This window comes from Ruegeria sp. ANG-S4, from assembly GCF_000814005.1.
GTDB lineage: Bacteria > Pseudomonadota > Alphaproteobacteria > Rhodobacterales > Rhodobacteraceae > Ruegeria.
The window spans coordinates 268,813-286,856 of sequence record NZ_JWLK01000002.1; the positions used below are offsets into that span (position 1 = coordinate 268,813).

Genomic DNA, 18,044 nt, shown 5'->3' on the forward strand with positions numbered 1-18,044 from the left:
TGGCGCGGGAATTGCAATCAACGCCTTAGCGCAATTCGCGCGGCCAGCCAGGCGACGATCATCAAGGCGAAATCCACATACAGCCATTGCCGCAGCAGCTCGGTATCGGACGCGTCGAAAGGCACGTGATACAAGGCGAGGCCGCCAAGCATGTCCGGAAGCGAAAACAACAACAAGGCTGAGGCGTTGTTACAGAAATGCAGCGCGATGGCCGGGCCCAGCGTCCCGGACCGGGCCGTCAGGTCCGCCGCAAGCAATCCGAATACGCCGGCCCAGATCACGACAAGCATGGCATTTTCACCGGAAGCCTCCGGATCATAGTGGCCCAAAGCAAACAGAAGCGAAGGAATTCCCATCCAGATGACGGGAGAGCGGAACCGCGCGGCGAGGCTTTGCTGCAGAAACCCGCGAAACAGGATCTCTTCGGCACCGGTTTGGATCAGTACGGCAGCAACCGAAAGCGGCAAAAGCAAGAGCCACGAGCGCAACGACAAATTCGGAACCAGCGGCGCACCCATGTCATAGGGCGGCAACACTAGGACAACCAGCCCCAGAACGACAAGAACCCGGAACACGCGCCAGAACTGCTGTATCGCCAGCAAGGGCTGACCAATGACAGTGACCAACGCACGATGCTGGAGCCGCCGTGCCGCAAGCGCGACACCGAAAATTGCAAAAGCGAAACTGGCAAGGATTATCAGCAAAGCCAAAGGCGTCGAACCTTGCACCAACGCGTCTGTCCATTCCGGCAAGGCAAAGCTGGCGACAAGGGCAAACAAAACCGCATTCAAAAGCGCCACGACCAGCACGATGACGCCAATTCCAACCAACAAGCGCCAGATTTCGGAGCGACCTCGCACCGCTTTGACCAGTTGCTCATGGCTGGAATAGGCTGTGCGCCCTGCTCTATCCTGCATGGCTGGTTTCGACCTCATCGTCCTCGGTGTCCAACCGTATGTTAGACGTTCGCACGCGTTCGGCCAAAGATGTCAGATAACCCGCAACCGTTTCGAGCAATTGCATGGCCACTTTGGCGTCGCTTTCGACAACGGCGCGCAGCTCCTCGGCCCCGATCCGAAGGAATGTGCAAGGTTGGGTGGCGATCAGGTCCAATTGCCGACTTTCGCCTGTAATAACGGCCAAATCGCCGATCAGACGCCCCGGCTCAACCGTGGAAATAGACTGGTGTTCACCATCCTCGGTCATCCAGTACACTTTGGCTTGCCCCGAGATACAAAGATATGCCGCGTCAGGGGCCTGACCGCGCGAAAAGATCGTTTGGCCTTCTGCCACCTCGTACCATTGCGCAGAAAAGGCCAGAAGCCGCTGATTTCGGCCATCAAGGCCCGCAAACAGCTCGGTCGAGGAAATGATCTTGAGCTTTCGGCTGAGATCGTCGGACAAGTCGTCTTCGACTTCCCGTTCCGTGCGAGAGACACCGTCAATTCGACCATCCTTGATTTCAACAAACAGATCGTAGGCTTCCGGATGGGCAAAGTGATCTTCCATGAAAATCATGATGGACTGTGGAAGCAGCTCGCGAAGCTTCAACCGTGTCCGCAGGCGGCTTTCCGTGTCGTGGCTGGCCAACGCCTTGTCCAGGATCAGGATGTCGGGGCGCTTGATCCCTGCCCGCGAAAACGACACACGTTCCTGAAACACTGTCGGCAGGTTGTTTCCCCCCAGACCGGCTGGCAAATCATAAATGATCGCGGCAGCACGACGGCGCAGCCCTGCTTCGTTCAGGACATCCGCAACCAGATTTTCGATCTCATCCGCTTTGGCGCCGGCCATGATGGACACGCGCCCATACAGCGCATTCTCCAACGCGGTCAGGCGTGGGAAATAGACATGCGGTGCAAGCGGCACGAACATTTCCTCCAGCGTATTTCGCAGGTTTTCTGCCTGATTTTGCCGAATAGCCAGAATCTTGTCCTTGTATTTCTCGGGGAAACTGGGTCCGATCTGCTCGGCTGTCAGCATGAACGGCACGGTCAACAGTAAACCGCGTTCCTGATCGCTGATAGCGTCATCGCCCTTGGTCTTCCGACGATCCTCGATATCCAGCAAGCGGTGATACATCTCCTTGGACATGCCCAACCTGAGGAACAGAGGATGATCAGCCCCGTCGCGACCGAACGTCTGGTTCAATGTGTCCAGCACCGCTTCGGCTATTGAAAGTGCGTCGTCGTCCAGACTGTTTGCGGCCAACATGGACAAAAAACGACCGTCACCGGCAAGAAGTTCAGGCGATATTTCCTTTGTGGGCGCTGAAAACAGAAGATTGCCGCCCAACGGAACCGCTGGGTTGAACTGGTCAGGCTCGAACCGATACACAAACTCGTCCAGGCCCTTTTCCTTCAGTCGATCGGCAATCGTACCGCGCAGGTTGACGATTTCCTGGGCCAGAACGGGATGCAGTTTCGGATCGAACTGAGATCGCAGGGTTCGCCGGAACATGAACTCGTCAATGCCCATCGCCTCGACCAGTTTGAACCACCAATCGCGGATCTCTTCGATGTCATCCAGCCCTGCAAGCGACGGATCAATCCATTCATCCCCCAGCGAATCCGGCGGGTTCCCGGCACGTACCGCCTCGATCTGACGCCGGGTTGGTGCTTTTTTGGCAGCGCCTTCGTGCTGTGGGTGCGTACGCAACGGCATAAGAAGGTTGTCGCCCATGGTTCCGTCAAACAGGTAGGGGCGCGAATAGGCATAGCCGATCCGGGCGGCGATCACCTTCTGGTGCAATTCGTTCAACCTGTGTCCGGCCAGGATTACGTCGCCTTGCACGGGCAGCACCTCTCGCGTCAGCAATTGGGCCAGCGCGGTGCGTTCTGCAGCGTTGGTGGATTGTATCGCAACGCGCGCACCTTGGGGGATGGTCAGGTCAATATCTTCCAGTATGGTTTTGCCGTCATCGTCCTGCACTGTGACATTGTGCAATTCGATGTCGCCCGTCAGGTGCGGGATCGTTTCGGGTTCACCGTCGAACAGCGCCTCGGGTATCATGCCGGATGGCGCAAACCGCTCGGTTACAATTTCCCAACGCAGGGACATGTCCTGAACCTGGTTGTAGTAGGTCAACAGGTCTTTCCATGGACCGCTCAGGTCTTTGTAGGCACCCAACGCTGCGACAAGCGCACCGACCGTTACCTCACCCGTAATCGCAAGATACCCTCCAACCGAATAAAACAGGAACGGCGTGATCTGCGTGATCAGGTTGTTGAGGAACTTCATGAAGAACTTCTTGTTGTAGATCTTGAACCGGATCTCAAACAAGGTGCCCAGTCGATGACTGAACTGCGCAAGACGGTAACGCCACCCTCCGTTGGCCCGCAGGTCACTGATGCCCGCTGCGCTTTCACCGATCTCGGAGCTCAGCCGGCGGACCTCTTGAATGCGGTCCTTGTTCAACAGGTTGATCTGACGCTGCAGTTTCGGGATCAACCACGCCTGCAGCGGAATAAGCGCGATACTTGCCAAACCGAACCAAACGCTTTGCATGAACAAGAAGGTGACAATCGTCATCATTTGGCCGAACTGAAACACGGGCTGGGCGATCGCATCCCCCATCAGGCCACCCATCGGTTCAGCCTCGGAAGTGATCATCGACACCAGTTCACCCTGACTGGTTGCGGCGAAGTACGACTTGGGAAACCGCATTGACCTGCTGATCAAAGTAAACCGCAATCGGCGCAACATGCGTTCCGCCAAAATACCTTTCATCGTGTTGATGCGCATTTTCATCAAACCGCTGGCGATAACGGTCGCCAGAAACGCGAAACACAGGATCAAAAGGTACTGAATCTGAGTTACCGTAAATCCGAAAATCGCGACTGTGCTGGTCGGTGAACCAATCGCATCGTTGATAATTTGCTTGGGCAACTCAAGCGAGGCGTAGAGAAACGGAAACGAAAGAACCGTCAGCACCAGCAATACAAGCTGCTGCCTTTTTGAGTATTTCCAGATGAACGAGAATAGGGTGCGTTCCATGCCCCTGCCTTGTCTTGTTATTGGGTGTTTTCGGAAACCGTAGAACCTCGGCACCCTGCAGGCGCTGAAGGTACGTGGCTGCCTGATCTAATGCAAGAATGACCGATTACAAGCGGGACCGGATGTCTGTCTCACTTGCATTTGCGTTTTTTCACCCTCAATCCGTCACGGACGCCTTTATTCTGGCCCCAAAGTTTGACTAAAGAGGGATAGGATTTGGAAACCGGAGTTATGGGCAGAGTTCTGGATCGTCATATTCACCGCCGCATTCTGGCAAGATGGTCGCGTGTCGCCCAGAATGTCGATCGCGTCCCACTGTCCGATCTTCGGCAACGCCGCGACGAGGCCCGGCAGCTTCGCGCGCATCTGGATAAGATGATCCAAAAAGCCGATGGGAGGTTGGTACGTCCGTTGATCGGGTCCACCAGGTTTTCAACGCCGCTTGGCACCGACTGGTCATGGCGACCTGATCTGTGGCGAGAGCCATTGTCCCGTGCGGGTATGGCCTCGGTCGGGCGCAAAGCGCAGTTGGACAGCCAGGTCACATCGTTTCACGATTGCCCGCTGGCGGAGATTGCCCTGCGTCAGGTCCGCAATCGCCGCGACAGAGATCTTGCCCCGTTTTCACTGTCGGTTGAAACCCTTGGCTTTGTAGGTTCCTTTCTTTCCTTATCCATTGAACTGCCGCCAACTGCTGCCCAGGGACTGACCCGACAGCATATGCTGCGGTTGGATTGCATTGTAGAAAGCGAACGTCCTTTGAACGTTTTTACCCGGCTGAACATTCAGCACGGCCCAAATACCGAAGAGGTTTTGCGCGAGCTTGAAACCGACTCTCCGGTTGGATCGGTGGATTTTGATCTGGCCCATCTGACGCTGAATGAGCGGCGAATAGAAAAGCTGTGGTTGGACGTGATCCTGGATAAACCGGCAATGAACAAAGTCGTTCTGCGCGACTTGACCTTGTGCCGCCATCACCGCGCCGATCTTTGAAGGAAATGCCTTGACCAAGATGACCCTTACACCGACGCGCTTTGAAAATGGCCTGTGGGAAGGACACATCACCTCGGACACAGAGCCACGTGTTCGGGCGGTTTACTTGGGCGATGCTGTCTCGGATATCGAGTTGATCAGGGACACTGATGGATGGACGCTGCGTGTCCCGGTCCCCGCCAGTGCCGTGTCAGAGGGTGTGCACAGCATCATCATTCAGGACCTGGAAACCAACGCAAGACTGGCAGATTTCACGATCATCGCAGGTGATCCAGCCGCTGATGATCTGCGAGGCGAGGTCGCTCTGCTTCGTGCAGAGTTGGACATGCTCAAGCGTGCGTTTCGCAGGGTGAATTCCCAGCGCGATTGATCTTTCAGCCATTCCTGAAGCGTCCAAGAACCGGTTTTTTGTATCTTTTTCACTGGTTACGTGCATCAATGGGGCGTTCCTGACAAACTGGGTGGCTTCATGGAGCGTCAGAGTATCTTTAAGGTCATTGCCCTGATGGTGACGGGTTTTGGCATCGGTATCGATTTTACCGGCGCGCTGATGCTAGTTCCTGCCATCGAGAACAGTTTTGACTCTGACATCACCAGTACCCAGTGGGTGCTGAACATCTACGCGTTGTTTTTTGCGATGACCATGGTCGCTGGGGGCCGGCTTGGCGACATGTATGGCCACCGCAAAGTGATGATCATCGGGCTTTCGATTTTCCTGTTTGCCTCGGTCCTGTGCCTTGTTTCACCGGGGCTGGACTACCTGATCGGCGCACGGGCGTTGCAGGGTATCGGGGCCGGATGCGTCTGGCCGTGCACATTGGCATTCGGGGCCACAAAGGTTTCGAAACCCGAGCACCGCGCACTGGTTATGGGCCTGATCCTGGCAGGCGTGACAACCGGAAACGTCTTTGGCCCGTTGATAAGCGGTGCCGCCGTCAGCTTTGGCGACTGGCGGTACTTCTTTTTGGCCAACGTCATTTTCTCAAGCGTCTCCATGGTGACTGCATTTGTGCTACTGGAAAGGGAAACCAAACACAAACAAGGCGAACATATCGACTTTGCCGGCGTCGGGGTTTTGTCCGTCGCGGTCTTGGTGCTGCTATACGGTCTGGATGTGGGCGCGGATTGGGGGTGGACATCAGCGCCGCTGTTGTTGCTTTTCTTGGTTAGTGCAGCGCTTTTTGTCCTGTTCCCAAGGGTTGAAAAGCGTGTGAAAGAACCGCTGCTTCTGCCGCAATTGATGCAAAACCGCGAGTTTCTGATTACCCTTGGCCTGAACATGTTCAACGTTGCTGCTGCTTTTGTCGGATTGCTGTATTTCCCGCAATACATGCAGAAAGTTCTTGGCTGGTCGGTTTTTGAATCAGCCCTCGGCTTGGCACCTCTTACGCTGTTGCTGGCGGTGGGGTCGATCGTCTCGGGCACGCTCTACAACGATTTCGGACCCAAACGCCTGCTGTTTTGGGGCTATGTGTGTGCGACGGTTGGCGCCGCCAGCGTCGTCGTTCTGCCCGCCGGACTTGGATATTTTCAGATTTTACCCGGTATGGCGATGATTGGCCTCGGCGCGACACTTACCGTTGGGCCATCGGGTACGGCGGCAGTGTGTGCCGTGAAACCCGAGCGCGCTGGACTGGTCGGTGGGCTCAGCTTTATGACCCACCTCGTCTATGGCGCGATCGCCGTCGCATGCGCCACCGCAATCATGTATGTGACCAGTCTAGCCAGCCTCGCTAAAACCTTGGCCGCTGACGGTATCAATCTGTCAGAGGCGGATCAAAAGGCCATCAATGGCGGCACTTTGGATACGCCGTCCGCGCAGGCGATATTGCAAAAGCTCAGCTCAGCCGAAGCCGAGAAAGTCACATCCGCCCTAGCGACTGCATTTGACAGCGGCATGAACATGGCGTTTGTCTTCGCAACTGTCTCAGTCTCGGTTGGGATTGTTCTGGCGTTGATGCTGGATGAAAACCGGCTGCACAAGGTCGAAGGCTAACCGCAAAAGCAAAGGGCCGCGACTTGCGCGGCCCCTATTTGTTACTGTGATGGACCATTCGGACGGAATGCCGACAAGCCCTTGAGGATGTCAATCGCGTAGGCCAGTTGATAGTCCTGTTCGCGCAGCTCTGCAGTTGCTTCGGCCTTGGCACGATCTTCTTCGATCTGGCGGATTTCGTCCTCGCTGAGGCTGTCATTGTTCAGGCTGCCGCGCAGATCCGCCTCGGACCGGGTATTGGCATTGGCCTCGTCGTCCTCGTCACTTGCGGGTTCCGGACGCGGTTGTTCAACGATGATGTCAGGGCTGACACCCAAGGCCTGAATAGATCGACCGGACGGTGTGTAATAGCGCGACGTCGTCAGGCGCATTGCACCATCGCCGCGCAATGGCATAACCGTCTGAACCGACCCCTTGCCGAAGCTTTTCGTGCCGACGACAATGGCGCGGTTGTGATCCTGAAGCGCACCGGCCACAATCTCTGACGCCGATGCAGAACCGCCATTGATCAGAACAACAATCGGCTTGCCGCCTGTCAGATCGCCAGCAGTCGCATTGAACCGCTCGCCATCCGCCGGATCGCGCCCGCGGGTCGAGACGATCTCACCCTCGTCCAGAAACGCGTCCGAGACCTTGATGGCCTGTGTCAACAACCCGCCCGGATTATTGCGCAGGTCCAACACGACGCCGTTGACGTTTTCCAAGCCACCGGCTTCTTCAATTTGTTCCTCAAGCCCTTCTTTCAGGTTCGGATAGGTTTGGTCGTTGAACGTCGTCACCCGCAAGACGACGCTTGTGCCTTCGGTCCGGGCACGTACGGCCGTCAGCTTGATGGTGTCCCGAATGATCGTCACGTCAAAAGGCTCGGGCTCACCTTCTCGCACGATGGTAATCACGATTTCTGAACCGACCGGACCGCGCATCAGATCAACAGCCGAATCCAGTGTCAGGCCCAGAATGCTCTCGCCATCAACATGCGTGATAAAGTCACCAGCCTCGATTCCTGCCTCGTCCGCAGGCGTCTCATCAATCGGTGAAACAACTTTGACAAAGCCTTCCTCTTGCGTGACTTCGATGCCCAATCCACCAAACTCACCACGTGTCTGCACGCGCATCTGTTCGGCGTCATCGGGGGACAGATAGCTTGAATGCGGGTCAAGCGAAGTCAGCATTCCATCAATCGCCGCTTCGATCAGATCATCCGTTTCGACTTCTTCGACATATTGTGCACGAATGCGTTCGAAGATATCGCCAAACAAATCCAGTTGCTGATAAACGTCGGCTTTGCTTTCCGCCTCTTGCGCCAACAATGGACCGGCGATCTGCGTTGTTGCGACTATCCCTGCCACGGTACCGGCCAATCCGGCCATTACAAATTTCTTCATACTCGTTTATCCATCCTTGTTCGTCCGGAACCACGTGTCCGGATCAACGGGGCTGTTATCTTGTCTTACCTCTATATAGAGCGTTTCTGATCGGTCAGTTCCAGTGCCATCACCGCTTGTTGACATAATAGCGCCGATTCCCGGCGTTTCTCCGGGCATCAGTCCCACTGGTGCCCCTTCTGGGATCACCTGGCCGGCTTGACCATAAACCTCCTGCAGGCCCGCGAAGACAAACAGCAATCCCGGCTGCGGTTCCAAAATGACCAGATTCCCCAGGTCAAGCAACGGCCCGCGGTAACGGATCGTAGCCGCCGTCGGCGACACGACCAGCGCGCGCGGTCGTGTGCCCAGCACCATACCCGGCCGCGTCACCCCGGCAGCGTCCGTTTCGCCCGCCCGGTGAAGGATTACGGCCTGAGTCGGCAATTCGATCTGACCTTTTTGTGTCGATACATCGGCGTCCGTCTCGGCAATCTCTCCGCCCGATATCTGAGATAGGCCGCTGGCAAACCCGTCCAACGTTTCAGTGGACGAGATCAGAATTGCTGTACGCACCGGATCTTCGACAAATCGTTGGGGCAAGTCGGTACGGTCGGCGATGGCCTTGCTCAGCTGCGTGCGCGCGTCCTGAACACCGGTCAGGCCCTCGGTCAGCGTATCAGCCGCACTTTGTTGCAAACTGCGCAACGTCTGCACTTCGGTCAGGTCTTGGGCCAGAGATTGTGCACGCGCGTTCAGGCCCGGAGTCACTTCGGACAACATCATGCCAGTCCGCGCCGCGCCCAATGGCCCCGAAGGGTGCAGCATCAGGACCGGTGGGGCAGTTGTTTCAATTGTCTGTAGAACGCCAAGCAGTTGGGCCACGTCTTGTTCACGCACCTGCAGTTCGGCGACCAATTGTGCTTCGCGCAGCGCAGCACGACGCAGGCCATCGCGCATTGCGGCCAAACCTGTTTCATAGGCCTGAATGGTTTCCGTGAGCGCGCTTACCCTGTCTCGTGCACTGTCCGCTTCCGTCAACGCGACCGAGGCCTGTTCCAGCAATGCAGCCGCCTCAAGCGCGGCCTGCGAGGGGTCACTTTGCGCGACCGCACCACCGGGGAATAGGGCGATTGCCAGAAAAAGCGCGCGTACCTTCATGAAATAAGGCTCTCGCCAGTCATTTCGGGCGGCTTTGGCAGACCCATCAAATCCAAAATGGTCGGTGCCAAATCGGAAAGGCGGCCATCGTGCAGCGACGCACCGACAGGGCCACCAACCAACGCAACTGGAACCGGGTTCAGGGTATGCGCGGTATGCGGACCACCGGTTTCCGGGTCTATCATCATTTCGCAGTTGCCGTGATCGGCGGTAACGATCATTGCACCACCCGCGTTTTTGAGCGCCGCGACAACCTTTCCAAGCCCCTGATCCACCGCTTCGCATGCCCTTATCGCTGCCTGAAGATCACCGGTATGACCAACCATGTCGGGGTTGGCGTAGTTTGTAACGATCAGATCGTATCCTGCCTCTATTGCCTCGACAAATTTTTGGGTCACTTCAGGGGCCGACATTTCAGGTTGCAGATCATACGTCGCGACCTTCGGCGATTTGGGCATGAAGCGATCTTCGCCGTCCTCGGGCGTTTCCTTTCCGCCATTCAGAAAAAAGGTCACGTGGGGGTACTTTTCCGTTTCCGCCAGGCGGAATTGCCGCAACCCGTGTTTGGCAACCCATTCCCCCAGCGTGTTCACGATCTCACGCTTCGGAAACACGGTCGTCATGTACGCATTATGGCTGTCCGAGTACTCAACCATACCCAGCAACGCTGCCAGCGTGGGGCGAGGCCCGGTATCGAACTCCGAAAACCCGGGCTCGCCGATTGCCCGCAGGATTTCACGAGCCCGATCGGCGCGGAAATTCAGGCAAAAAAAACCGTCTCCATCCTTTGCGCCGTCGAAATCCGGCAGAACGGTTGGTTCGATAAACTCATCGGTCTGGGACAGAGCATAGGCCTGATCCACTGCGGACTGCGCAGACCCGGCTTCCCGACCCTGCCCTTTGATCATGGCATCGTATGCTTTGGACACGCGTTCCCACCGATTGTCCCGATCCATTGCGAAATAACGGCCACAAACCGTCACGATCCGGGCATTGTCCGGCAATTGCCTTTCCAACTCCGCAATGTACCCGGCCGCCGATTTGGGCGCGACGTCCCGTCCATCTGTAACGGCGTGCAACGCAACTGGGACACCGGCATCCGTAATGGCTTTCGTGGCGGCAAGAATGTGAGTCAGATGCCCATGCACGCCGCCATCCGACACCAGACCCATCAGATGCGCCGTTCCACCGTTGGCTTTCACCTTGGCGATAAAGGCGTTCAAGGCTGCGTTTTCGAAGAAAGAGCCATCCTCAATCGCAAGATCGATCTGCCCGAGGTCCATCGCAACGACCCGGCCCGCTCCGATATTGGTATGACCCACCTCAGAATTCCCCATTTGGCCACTTGGCAAGCCGACATCGGGCCCATGGGTGATCAGTTTGGCGTGTGGGCCATGTGACATGATCGCATCAAAGGTCGGCGTGTTCGCCAGCAACGGCGCATTCGCCTCTGGGTTATCCGAAAGTCCCCAACCGTCGAGAATGCACAGAACTACGGGTTTGGGGGCGGTCATTGATGCTCTCCGGTTACTGCTCGTGACGTCTCTTCTATCCCGTGGCTGCGCAGGGGTGAACCGCCTTTTGCGGCGCTTTAGACAGAATTAACTTTCCGAGTTCTTGTAGTCTGTGTAGGGCCGCGCCGTGCGATTGCGGTACTTGACCGTCAATTCCAAAGGAATATCGTTTTCGTCGTAGATGCCGATTACCACACCCGTGCCACCGCTTTTGCCCCGCATTTCCATCAATTGTTGACGTGATCGGGTGGTACGTTGTGACGGTCGCCGGGTCCATTCGAACAGGTGATCATACATCTGCGAAATGACTCCCGCATGCGCGTCACTGTTGCCCAGGTCCGTCAGTTCATCGGGGTCGTTTTCCAGGTCGAACAAAAGCGGACGGTAGCCGCCTTCGCAGTGGATCAGCTTCCACTTTTTGTTTGTTACCATGAACATAACCGCATCCCGAACCGAAGCGCCCAGCATCTGGGCGATTGGAGATGCCGAGTAATCATATTCGCAGATCGCGACCTTTCGGGGCGTCCGGCTCGCATGTCCACGCAGGATCGGCAACAAGGAGTGGCCTTCGAGGATGTGATCCGCAATTGTTCCACCGGCCATATCGACGAAAGTGGGCGCCAGATCGATGGACTCGACAAGTTCATCGCAAGTCGTGCCGCGTGTCGCATCAGCCTCGGGCGACGGATCATAGATGATCAGCGGCATCTTGGTCGAAGCATCGTGGAAAAAGGTTTTCTCTCCCATCCAATGATCGCCCAGAAAATCGCCGTGGTCCGACGTCAGAACGATCATGGTATCCCGCATCCGCCCTGTCTGCTCCATCCAGTCAAACAACCGACCCATCTGGTCGTCAGCTTGCTTTATCAGGCCCATATACGCCGGGATCACCAAGTCACGCACGTCCTGACGCGAAAATGCCTGACCAACCTTGGTATCCATAAACGCCTTCAAAACCGGATGCGCATTCTGCCGCTCGGCCTCGGATCTGACCACCGGCAAAACATGCTCGGCGCCATACATCGAGGCATAGGGTTCGGGCACGATGTAGGGCCAGTGCGGTTTGATATAGCTGAGGTGACAGCACCAGGGACCGGCATGGCTTTCCATAAACTCGATACCGCGCGTCGTCAGATACGGCGTTTCGCTGTCCTCTTCGGCGATATTGGCGGCTTGAGATGAGTTTTTAAGAAACCAACCTGACAATACGTTGCCATCCGCATCCAGCCCCGAGTTTGCAAAATCGTGCCAGGGGTTGTCGCCTTCATAACCTCGATCGGCCAGAAATTCGTTGTATTTCTTGGCTCCGTTTGGGTCATAAAAGCCGTCCGGCCCTTCCGGGCGCATGCCGTCGTCACGCTCGAACACGTCAAAACCACACTCTGCCACGCGCGCGCCGATGATACTGTCCGGCTCTAGCCCCAGTCGCGCCATACCTTCCGCATCCGCAGCCATGTGGGTTTTGCCGACCAACCAGCAATCCATCCCCGCATTGCGCAGATGATCGCCCATCGTCATCTCACCGACTTTCAGCGGGATGTTGTTCCAAGATGCGCCGTGAGAATGGACATAACGCCCGGTGTACGCGGACATCCGGGACGACCCACATATCGGCGACTGGATGTAAGCGCGGGTGAAGCGGACGCCCATTGCGGCCAATCGATCGATGTTGGGTGTGTTAAGGTGCGGATGTCCATAGCAGCTCAGGTAGTCCCAACGCAGCTGATCGAACATAATGAAAAGGATGTTCTTGGCTTTGCTCATGCCAAGAGTGGTAGCTTAGCCTTCCATCCGTTGCAGCATCTTTTTCGCGCGTTTGCACTGCAACTGGTCACGCAGCGGGCTGTCCGGGTCGATGTCCTTCTGACAGACGACACATTTATCTGCGCCAGAGATCGCATTCAGGCCGCCGCAGCTGCCCTTGATGGTCTTACCCATAAGCATCACGCCCAGCGACATGCCGACCATAACAATCAAAAGCAGCCCGAAAGCCAGAAGAAAGGTAATCATCTAGGTTCCTACCTGTCAGTTGGTCCCCAGCGCATCCTTGAATGCGCTGCTTTGTACAGTGATATAGGCATCCTCGCCGCTTGTCACATCCCGCGAGATGAAAAACACGGCAAGATCGCTCTCTTCGGCCAGTTGAAGACCATTTTCCTGTCCCAGCGCCAACATTGCCGTCGCCCATGCATCTGCCATCATGGCGTTTTCGGCCAACACCGTCACAGAGGTCGTTCTGTGGGTGATCGGCCGCCCGGTTGTTGGGTCGATTATGTGAGAATACCGCACGCCGTCCTGTTCGAAGAAGTTCTTGTAGTCACCCGACGTCGCCATGCCCAGATCAGCGACAGGTACAACCATTTGGATGCTTTGCGCACCGGATTCGGGCTTTTCGATGCCAATGCGCCAACTCTCGCCTTTGTCGTTTTCGCCCTTTGCCACCAGATCACCGCCGATTTCGACCATGTAGTCTTCGATACCAGCCTCGGCCAAGGTCTCTGCCACGGCGTCAATCCCATACCCTTTGGCAATTGCCGACAGGTTTATCCCAACTTTGGGCGCAGCCTTGGCCAGCGTGCCAGCGTCCTGATCCAGTGTCAGCAATCGCGCCTGCCCCACAGCACCAAGCGCCGCTTGTATTTCTGCGTCCGAGGGTACCGGGTCCTCGGGTTTGCGCGGTCCGAACCCCCACAATTCGATCAAGGGCCCAAGCGTGACATCGAACGTACCACCGGACTTTTCGTGCACATCGTTGGCCGCTGCAATCACATGCGCAAATTCGGCAGATATGCTGACAGGATCGGTGCTGCTTGAGGCAGAGAAGACCGAAACCTCTGAGTTCGGGTCCCAGTTGGACATCTTGGCATTGACCTCGGCCAATGTCTCTTGCACCGACGAAGCCAGTGCATTCTCGTCAAGGTCCTCACCAATTGCCGTGATGTTGAACGTCGTACCCATCGTTTCACCGGACAGGCGAACCACATCGGGTTCCTTGTCGAACAGGCATCCGGATACGAAAACAGTCAAAGCCAGGGCCGTCAGGTGGCGCATCATCAAACCTCGTTCGGGAACTTTGCCCGGCGTATGCCAGCGCCTCTGGGCAGAGTCAAACGGGGCCTAGAGTTTGAGCGGCAAAAACCCCAAGGCCAATAAACCGATTGCCGCCGGGATACCAAACACCCAGGCCCGCACTTGCCAACCCGGTGCCTGCAACTTCCAGACACGACGGAAATTATGACCACAGATCACGACGCCCAAAAAGATCAGCGCAGCCACAGGCGGGGTCAAATACAGATGGCTCATAGGGCAGGAAATCCCAACGATGCAGCGCAGTTGCGCCAGTTTTCTCATTTGTACCCTATACAGCGCTTTCCCCTGCGATAAGGTAGATGTGACAGCCAATTCCCAAGTCGGAGGAGACCGCCAATGGCACCAAGCTCTTACCAGCCACCTACACGCGGCGACAAGGCCGATACGTCCACCCGCAGCCAGTCGCTGGAGTCAAATTTGTCGCATTCAAACACGACCGTGGCCAAGTTGCTGGAAGGTAAAGGGGATACAGTCATCGCGGTGCGGCCCAATGATACCATTCATTCGGTTGTCGATATTCTTCGGGACAAACGCATTGGTGCAGTTGTCGTAACAGACCAGAACGGCGCCCTGCAGGGCATTTTGTCGGAACGCGATATCGTGCGCCGCATGGCAGATACGCCCGGTCAGACCCTTCCTCAATCGGTCGAGGAGTTGATGACACGAGAGGTGCAGACATGCGCCCCAGAAGACAGCCTGAATGCCGTCCTGAAAACCATGACCGAGGGCCGGTTCCGTCACATGCCGGTTCTGAGCGACGGCAACCTGCGCGGCGTCATTACGATTGGTGACGTCGTGCATTTCCGCTTGAAAGAGCTGGAATATGAAGCGCTTAGAATGAAGCAAATGATCGTCGGCTAAGTCCTTCGGGACCTGCTGTCTATAAACGGGTCACTCCGTGTCGACCGGTGCACAAAAAACGGACCTGACCGCGGGATACCTCTGCCGCGGTCAAAACGTTGGTCGCAAAAGCGCCCGTATCCACCGATATTACCCCATCCACTACCGTCGGGTCCGTTACAATTGTGTGGCCGTGCACAACCCATTGCCCGTCCCGACGACGACTGTCTCGAAAGCCGGTATGACCCCAGATGCAGACGTTCCGGGGCTGGGTTTCAAGCGGTTTCGACGGATCAAGCGCCGCGTGAACAACGGTTACGTTGCCGCTGGTCCAAAGCAGGGGTCGGTCCTGCAACCAAGCCAACAAGGGCACTCCTATCTCATGGCGTAATTTGTCGGCCACCTTATCCGCTTTGTCCGGTAACGCCGAAAAGTCATTGATGCCGAAAGACGTCAAAGTTTGCAAACCACCATTGTGCATCCACATCGTGGCGGACGCCTGCGGGTCTTCAAGAAACCGCAACAGCATGTCTTCGTGGTTTCCAAGCAAGCATACTGTCTTGCGCTTTGGGTCAGCGCTGAACGCGTAAAGCAACCGTAGAACTTGCGCGCTTTGGTCCCCGCGATCAATGTAATCCCCGACAAAGACCACCGTGCAGTCCGGATCAAGCTCTGACAGCAACTTCTGCAAAAGATCCAGACGGCCATGAATGTCACCCACCACATAAAATCGCTCCGCCGGTGCCAGCGTCGATGGCGGCCATTCGCGCTTGGGCGACAGGAACAGGTTTTTGAGCCAATTCGAAAACATCTTGCCTGATCCCTACCTTGGATACCTTGCCTCAGCAATCTTGGAAAATGATCAAAGCGGATCGCGCTTACTTTGTGGTTAAGTTGGTGGGAGTCGTCGATGCCAGCCTCAATCCACACCCTTGAGGTAGAACGCCATTTACCGGCGCAGGAGCGCATGTTCAAATGGCTCAGGATTTTGCACTCATAAATTGTGATGCAAAACAGGCATTGGAAGGAGAGTTTGCCGATGGTGACCAAGGCAGAACTCGAGATCGAGTTAGAAAAGCTTCGAACCCGCAACGCACAGTTGGAGGCAAAGTCCAAAGATGCTCCGGTTGGCAACGGCGAAAGCGACAACGCGGCACACACACCGACTGAAGAGGTCAAAAGGCTGTTGGCCGAACACGGCATTGACCTCGCCAAGACGGAAGAATTCGGTGAAAAAGTTGCCGAAGATTTGGGGCGCCTGCAAAAATCATACCCAATGACATCGATGATCGCCGTATTCGCTCTGGGATACGTCATTGGCCGCACACAAAAATAGAGGGTACGACATGAATCGGATCAGCAGGAACCTCACGACAATCTACCGCACAGAAAGACTGATAGCGCGCCGACGTCTGGCCGTTGTTCAGCAGCAGACAATATTGATGATCCTGGCCGGAATAGCGGCGTTGGCGGGGTTGGTTTCTTTGAATATCGCGTTCTATTTCGCGCTGAACACTTGGATGTCTGCCACCTATGCAGCCGCGATTTTGGCCCTTGGCAATCTTCTTCTTGCCGTCTTGTTCGCTCTTTTCTCGAAAGGTATCAGCGCCGAGCAGGAAATCGCCCCGGCGGTTGAACTGCGCGATATGGCGATAGCCGAGATCGAGGACGATTTGGAAAACATGGCCACGGATGCACGCGAACTCGTTCAAGCCGTCAAGAACATTGGCGCAAACCCGTTGGGCTCGATCCCGGCTTTGCTGCTGCCGATCATTTCAGCGCTTTTGAAAGAAAAACGCGGCAATTGAACCACCAGAAATTTCAAAAAAACCAGCGCCCTTGAGCGCCGGTTTTTCGGTCCTTACCCGCCGAAATCGTCGAGCATGATGTCTTCGCGGTCCACGCCCAGATCCAGCAACATGTTGATGACCGACTGGTTCATGATTGGGGGACCACACATATAGTATTCGCAGTCCTCGGGCGCGGGGTGGTTCTTGAGGTATTCGTCGAACAACACGTTGTGGATGAAGCCGGTATAGCCTTTCCAGTCATCCTCGGGCTGCGCATCCGACAGCGCCACATGCCATTCGAAATTCGGAAATTCTTCGGCCAGCTGGTCAAAATCCTCGACAAAGAACATCTCTTTCTTCGAGCGCGCGCCATACCAGAAGGTGATCTTGCGGTCTTTGTTCTTAAGACGCTTGAGCTGGTCAAAGATATGGCTGCGCATTGGGGCCATACCGGCACCGCCACCGATAAAGACCATCTCTTTCTCGGTTTCGCGGGCGAAGAATTCACCAAACGGGCCCGAAATCGTGACCTTGTCGCCCGGTTTCAGGTTGAAGATGTAAGATGACATCTGACCCGGCGGAATACCCTCCGATCCCGGAGGGGGTGAGGCCACGCGGACGTTCAGCATGATCATGCCTTTTTCATCCGGGTAGTTGGCCATCGAATAGGCGCGTTCGATTGGTTCGCCGACAACGGATTTGTATTGCCACAAATTGAAACGATCCCAATCTTCGCGATACTCTTCTTCCACGTCAAAATCGGTATAGGCCAGTTGGTGCGCAGGCGCTTCGATCTGGATGTAACCACCAGCGCGGAAGTTCACATCCTCTCCTTCTGGCAGGTCCAGCGTCAGAGCTTTGATGAAGGTTGCCACGTTCTCGTTCGAACGTACGGTGCATTCCCATTTCTTGACGCCAAAGACCTCTTCCGGGACTTCGATATCCATGTCCTGCTTGACAGCCACCTGACAGGACAGACGGTCGCCACAGGCCGCTTCACGCTTGGTGATGTGGCTTTCTTCGGTCGGCAGGATCGACCCGCCACCGGAATGCACCCGCACACGACACTGCGCGCAGGTTCCTCCGCCACCACAGGCGGATGGCACGAACAGCTTCTCGGCCGCAAGTGTCTGCAGCAGTTTGCCACCTGCCGGGACTGAGACGGTTTTTTCACCATTGATGGTAATGTTGACGTTCCCGGTCGAGACCAGCTTGGAACGGGCCGCCATAATGATCGCCACCAGCCCCAGAACGATGACGGTGAAAAGGGCTACGCCTAGGCTAAAGGTTTCCATTGCGC

At 56.1% G+C, this 18,044-nt stretch carries 17 protein-coding genes; 6 read left to right on the forward strand and 11 right to left on the reverse strand.

The genetic code is table 11. From position 1 onward, the window contains the following. Positions 1–17: 17 nt before the first annotated feature. Together RA28_RS08705 and RA28_RS08710 are read right to left on the reverse strand one after the other, a co-directional pair. A complete protein-coding gene (locus tag RA28_RS08705) occupies positions 18–917 on the reverse strand; it encodes a CPBP family intramembrane glutamic endopeptidase (protein WP_039526811.1) in 900 nt (299 codons plus the stop codon). Then, complete coding sequence (locus tag RA28_RS08710; RefSeq protein ID WP_039526814.1) at positions 907–3,996, reverse strand: ABC transporter transmembrane domain-containing protein; 3,090 nt, start codon at positions 3,994–3,996, stop codon at positions 907–909. Before RA28_RS08710 ends, RA28_RS08705 begins: the two co-directional genes overlap by 11 nt. A gap of 231 nt (positions 3,997–4,227) precedes the next feature. On the opposite strand from RA28_RS08710, the gene RA28_RS08715 reads away from it, so the two are divergent. The 3 genes from RA28_RS08715 to RA28_RS08725 all read left to right on the forward strand — a co-directional run bounded on the left by RA28_RS08715 (position 4,228) and on the right by RA28_RS08725 (position 6,985). Further along, positions 4,228–4,989, forward strand: coding sequence for a DUF6478 family protein (locus RA28_RS08715; RefSeq protein WP_039526816.1), 762 nt, complete (start codon positions 4,228–4,230; stop codon positions 4,987–4,989). 19 nt (positions 4,990–5,008) lie between these two features. Beyond that, the gene (locus RA28_RS08720; protein ID WP_342585416.1) at positions 5,009–5,359 is read left to right on the forward strand and encodes a hypothetical protein; all 351 of its coding nucleotides are present in this window, start codon (positions 5,009–5,011) and stop codon (positions 5,357–5,359) included. 99 nt (positions 5,360–5,458) lie between these two features. Beyond that, on the forward strand, positions 5,459–6,985 hold the full coding sequence (locus RA28_RS08725) for an MFS transporter (RefSeq protein WP_039527751.1): 1,527 nt from the start codon (positions 5,459–5,461) through the stop codon (positions 6,983–6,985). Positions 6,986–7,026: 41 nt separating this feature from the next. On the opposite strand, the gene RA28_RS08730 is transcribed toward RA28_RS08725, so the two are convergent. From RA28_RS08730 to RA28_RS08760, 7 genes are all read right to left on the reverse strand, one after another. Next, on the reverse strand, positions 7,027–8,370 hold the full coding sequence (locus RA28_RS08730; protein WP_039526821.1) for a S41 family peptidase: 1,344 nt from the start codon (positions 8,368–8,370) through the stop codon (positions 7,027–7,029). A 6-nt stretch (positions 8,371–8,376) separates the two neighbouring features. Next, entirely contained in the window at positions 8,377–9,510 is a 1,134-nt protein-coding gene (locus tag RA28_RS08735; protein ID WP_039526822.1) for a murein hydrolase activator EnvC family protein, read from the reverse strand. Then, positions 9,507–11,024 carry a 2,3-bisphosphoglycerate-independent phosphoglycerate mutase gene (gpmI, locus tag RA28_RS08740; RefSeq protein ID WP_039526826.1) on the reverse strand — a complete coding sequence of 506 codons (1,518 nt, stop codon included), beginning with the start codon at positions 11,022–11,024 and terminating at the stop codon, positions 9,507–9,509. Before gpmI ends, RA28_RS08735 begins: the two co-directional genes overlap by 4 nt. Positions 11,025–11,111: 87 nt before the next feature. Further along, the gene (locus RA28_RS08745) at positions 11,112–12,788 is read right to left on the reverse strand and encodes a sulfatase-like hydrolase/transferase (RefSeq protein ID WP_039526829.1); all 1,677 of its coding nucleotides are present in this window, start codon (positions 12,786–12,788) and stop codon (positions 11,112–11,114) included. A gap of 15 nt (positions 12,789–12,803) precedes the next feature. Beyond that, positions 12,804–13,034 (reverse strand): (Na+)-NQR maturation NqrM, encoded by a 231-nt coding sequence (gene nqrM, locus RA28_RS08750; protein ID WP_039526832.1) that lies wholly within the window; start codon positions 13,032–13,034, stop codon positions 12,804–12,806. Between the two features lie 15 nt (positions 13,035–13,049). Beyond that, positions 13,050–14,075, reverse strand: a complete 1,026-nt coding sequence (locus tag RA28_RS08755; RefSeq protein WP_039526833.1) for an FAD:protein FMN transferase — start codon at positions 14,073–14,075, stop codon at positions 13,050–13,052. Positions 14,076–14,141: 66 nt separating this feature from the next. Continuing rightward, positions 14,142–14,327, reverse strand: a complete 186-nt coding sequence (locus RA28_RS08760) for a hypothetical protein (RefSeq protein WP_039526836.1) — start codon at positions 14,325–14,327, stop codon at positions 14,142–14,144. A gap of 123 nt (positions 14,328–14,450) precedes the next feature. On the opposite strand from RA28_RS08760, the gene RA28_RS08765 reads away from it, so the two are divergent. Continuing rightward, the gene (locus RA28_RS08765; protein WP_039526839.1) at positions 14,451–14,975 is read left to right on the forward strand and encodes a CBS domain-containing protein; all 525 of its coding nucleotides are present in this window, start codon (positions 14,451–14,453) and stop codon (positions 14,973–14,975) included. 19 nt (positions 14,976–14,994) lie between these two features. Here the strand turns inward: RA28_RS08765 and RA28_RS08770 are convergent, their stop codons facing one another. Next, the gene (locus RA28_RS08770; protein ID WP_052261380.1) at positions 14,995–15,765 is read right to left on the reverse strand and encodes a metallophosphoesterase family protein; all 771 of its coding nucleotides are present in this window, start codon (positions 15,763–15,765) and stop codon (positions 14,995–14,997) included. A 228-nt stretch (positions 15,766–15,993) separates the two neighbouring features. On the opposite strand from RA28_RS08770, the gene RA28_RS08775 reads away from it, so the two are divergent. Together RA28_RS08775 and RA28_RS08780 are read left to right on the forward strand one after the other, a co-directional pair. Beyond that, positions 15,994–16,290 (forward strand): hypothetical protein, encoded by a 297-nt coding sequence (locus RA28_RS08775; RefSeq protein ID WP_152612047.1) that lies wholly within the window; start codon positions 15,994–15,996, stop codon positions 16,288–16,290. Positions 16,291–16,300: 10 nt separating this feature from the next. Continuing rightward, positions 16,301–16,762, forward strand: a complete 462-nt coding sequence (locus RA28_RS08780) for a hypothetical protein (protein WP_039526844.1) — start codon at positions 16,301–16,303, stop codon at positions 16,760–16,762. A gap of 53 nt (positions 16,763–16,815) precedes the next feature. On the opposite strand, the gene nqrF is transcribed toward RA28_RS08780, so the two are convergent. Beyond that, positions 16,816–18,039, reverse strand: a complete 1,224-nt coding sequence (gene nqrF, locus RA28_RS08785) for an NADH:ubiquinone reductase (Na(+)-transporting) subunit F (protein WP_039526847.1) — start codon at positions 18,037–18,039, stop codon at positions 16,816–16,818. Positions 18,040–18,044 lie beyond the last annotated feature (5 nt).

Excerpts from the sequence above, each read along its gene's own strand:
- RA28_RS08775 (WP_152612047.1), top strand. The coding sequence starts at position 15,994 with ATGGTGACCAAGGCAGAACTCGAGATCGAGTTAGAAAAGCTTCGAACC.
- RA28_RS08710 (WP_039526814.1), bottom strand. The coding sequence starts at position 3,996 with ATGGAACGCACCCTATTCTCGTTCATCTGGAAATACTCAAAAAGGCAG.
- RA28_RS08770 (WP_052261380.1), bottom strand. The coding sequence starts at position 15,765 with ATGTTTTCGAATTGGCTCAAAAACCTGTTCCTGTCGCCCAAGCGCGAA.
- RA28_RS08765 (WP_039526839.1), top strand. The coding sequence starts at position 14,451 with ATGGCACCAAGCTCTTACCAGCCACCTACACGCGGCGACAAGGCCGAT.
- RA28_RS08725 (WP_039527751.1), top strand. The coding sequence starts at position 5,459 with ATGGAGCGTCAGAGTATCTTTAAGGTCATTGCCCTGATGGTGACGGGT.
- nqrM (WP_039526832.1), bottom strand. The coding sequence starts at position 13,034 with ATGATTACCTTTCTTCTGGCTTTCGGGCTGCTTTTGATTGTTATGGTC.
- RA28_RS08760 (WP_039526836.1), bottom strand. The coding sequence starts at position 14,327 with ATGAGCCATCTGTATTTGACCCCGCCTGTGGCTGCGCTGATCTTTTTG.
- RA28_RS08745 (WP_039526829.1), bottom strand. The coding sequence starts at position 12,788 with ATGAGCAAAGCCAAGAACATCCTTTTCATTATGTTCGATCAGCTGCGT.
- RA28_RS08720 (WP_342585416.1), top strand. The coding sequence starts at position 5,009 with ATGACCCTTACACCGACGCGCTTTGAAAATGGCCTGTGGGAAGGACAC.
- RA28_RS08755 (WP_039526833.1), bottom strand. The coding sequence starts at position 14,075 with ATGCGCCACCTGACGGCCCTGGCTTTGACTGTTTTCGTATCCGGATGC.
- RA28_RS08705 (WP_039526811.1), bottom strand. The coding sequence starts at position 917 with ATGCAGGATAGAGCAGGGCGCACAGCCTATTCCAGCCATGAGCAACTG.
- nqrF (WP_039526847.1), bottom strand. The coding sequence starts at position 18,039 with ATGGAAACCTTTAGCCTAGGCGTAGCCCTTTTCACCGTCATCGTTCTG.
- RA28_RS08735 (WP_039526822.1), bottom strand. The coding sequence starts at position 9,510 with ATGAAGGTACGCGCGCTTTTTCTGGCAATCGCCCTATTCCCCGGTGGT.
- RA28_RS08715 (WP_039526816.1), top strand. The coding sequence starts at position 4,228 with ATGGGCAGAGTTCTGGATCGTCATATTCACCGCCGCATTCTGGCAAGA.
- RA28_RS08730 (WP_039526821.1), bottom strand. The coding sequence starts at position 8,370 with ATGAAGAAATTTGTAATGGCCGGATTGGCCGGTACCGTGGCAGGGATA.
- gpmI (WP_039526826.1), bottom strand. The coding sequence starts at position 11,024 with ATGACCGCCCCCAAACCCGTAGTTCTGTGCATTCTCGACGGTTGGGGA.
- RA28_RS08780 (WP_039526844.1), top strand. The coding sequence starts at position 16,301 with ATGAATCGGATCAGCAGGAACCTCACGACAATCTACCGCACAGAAAGA.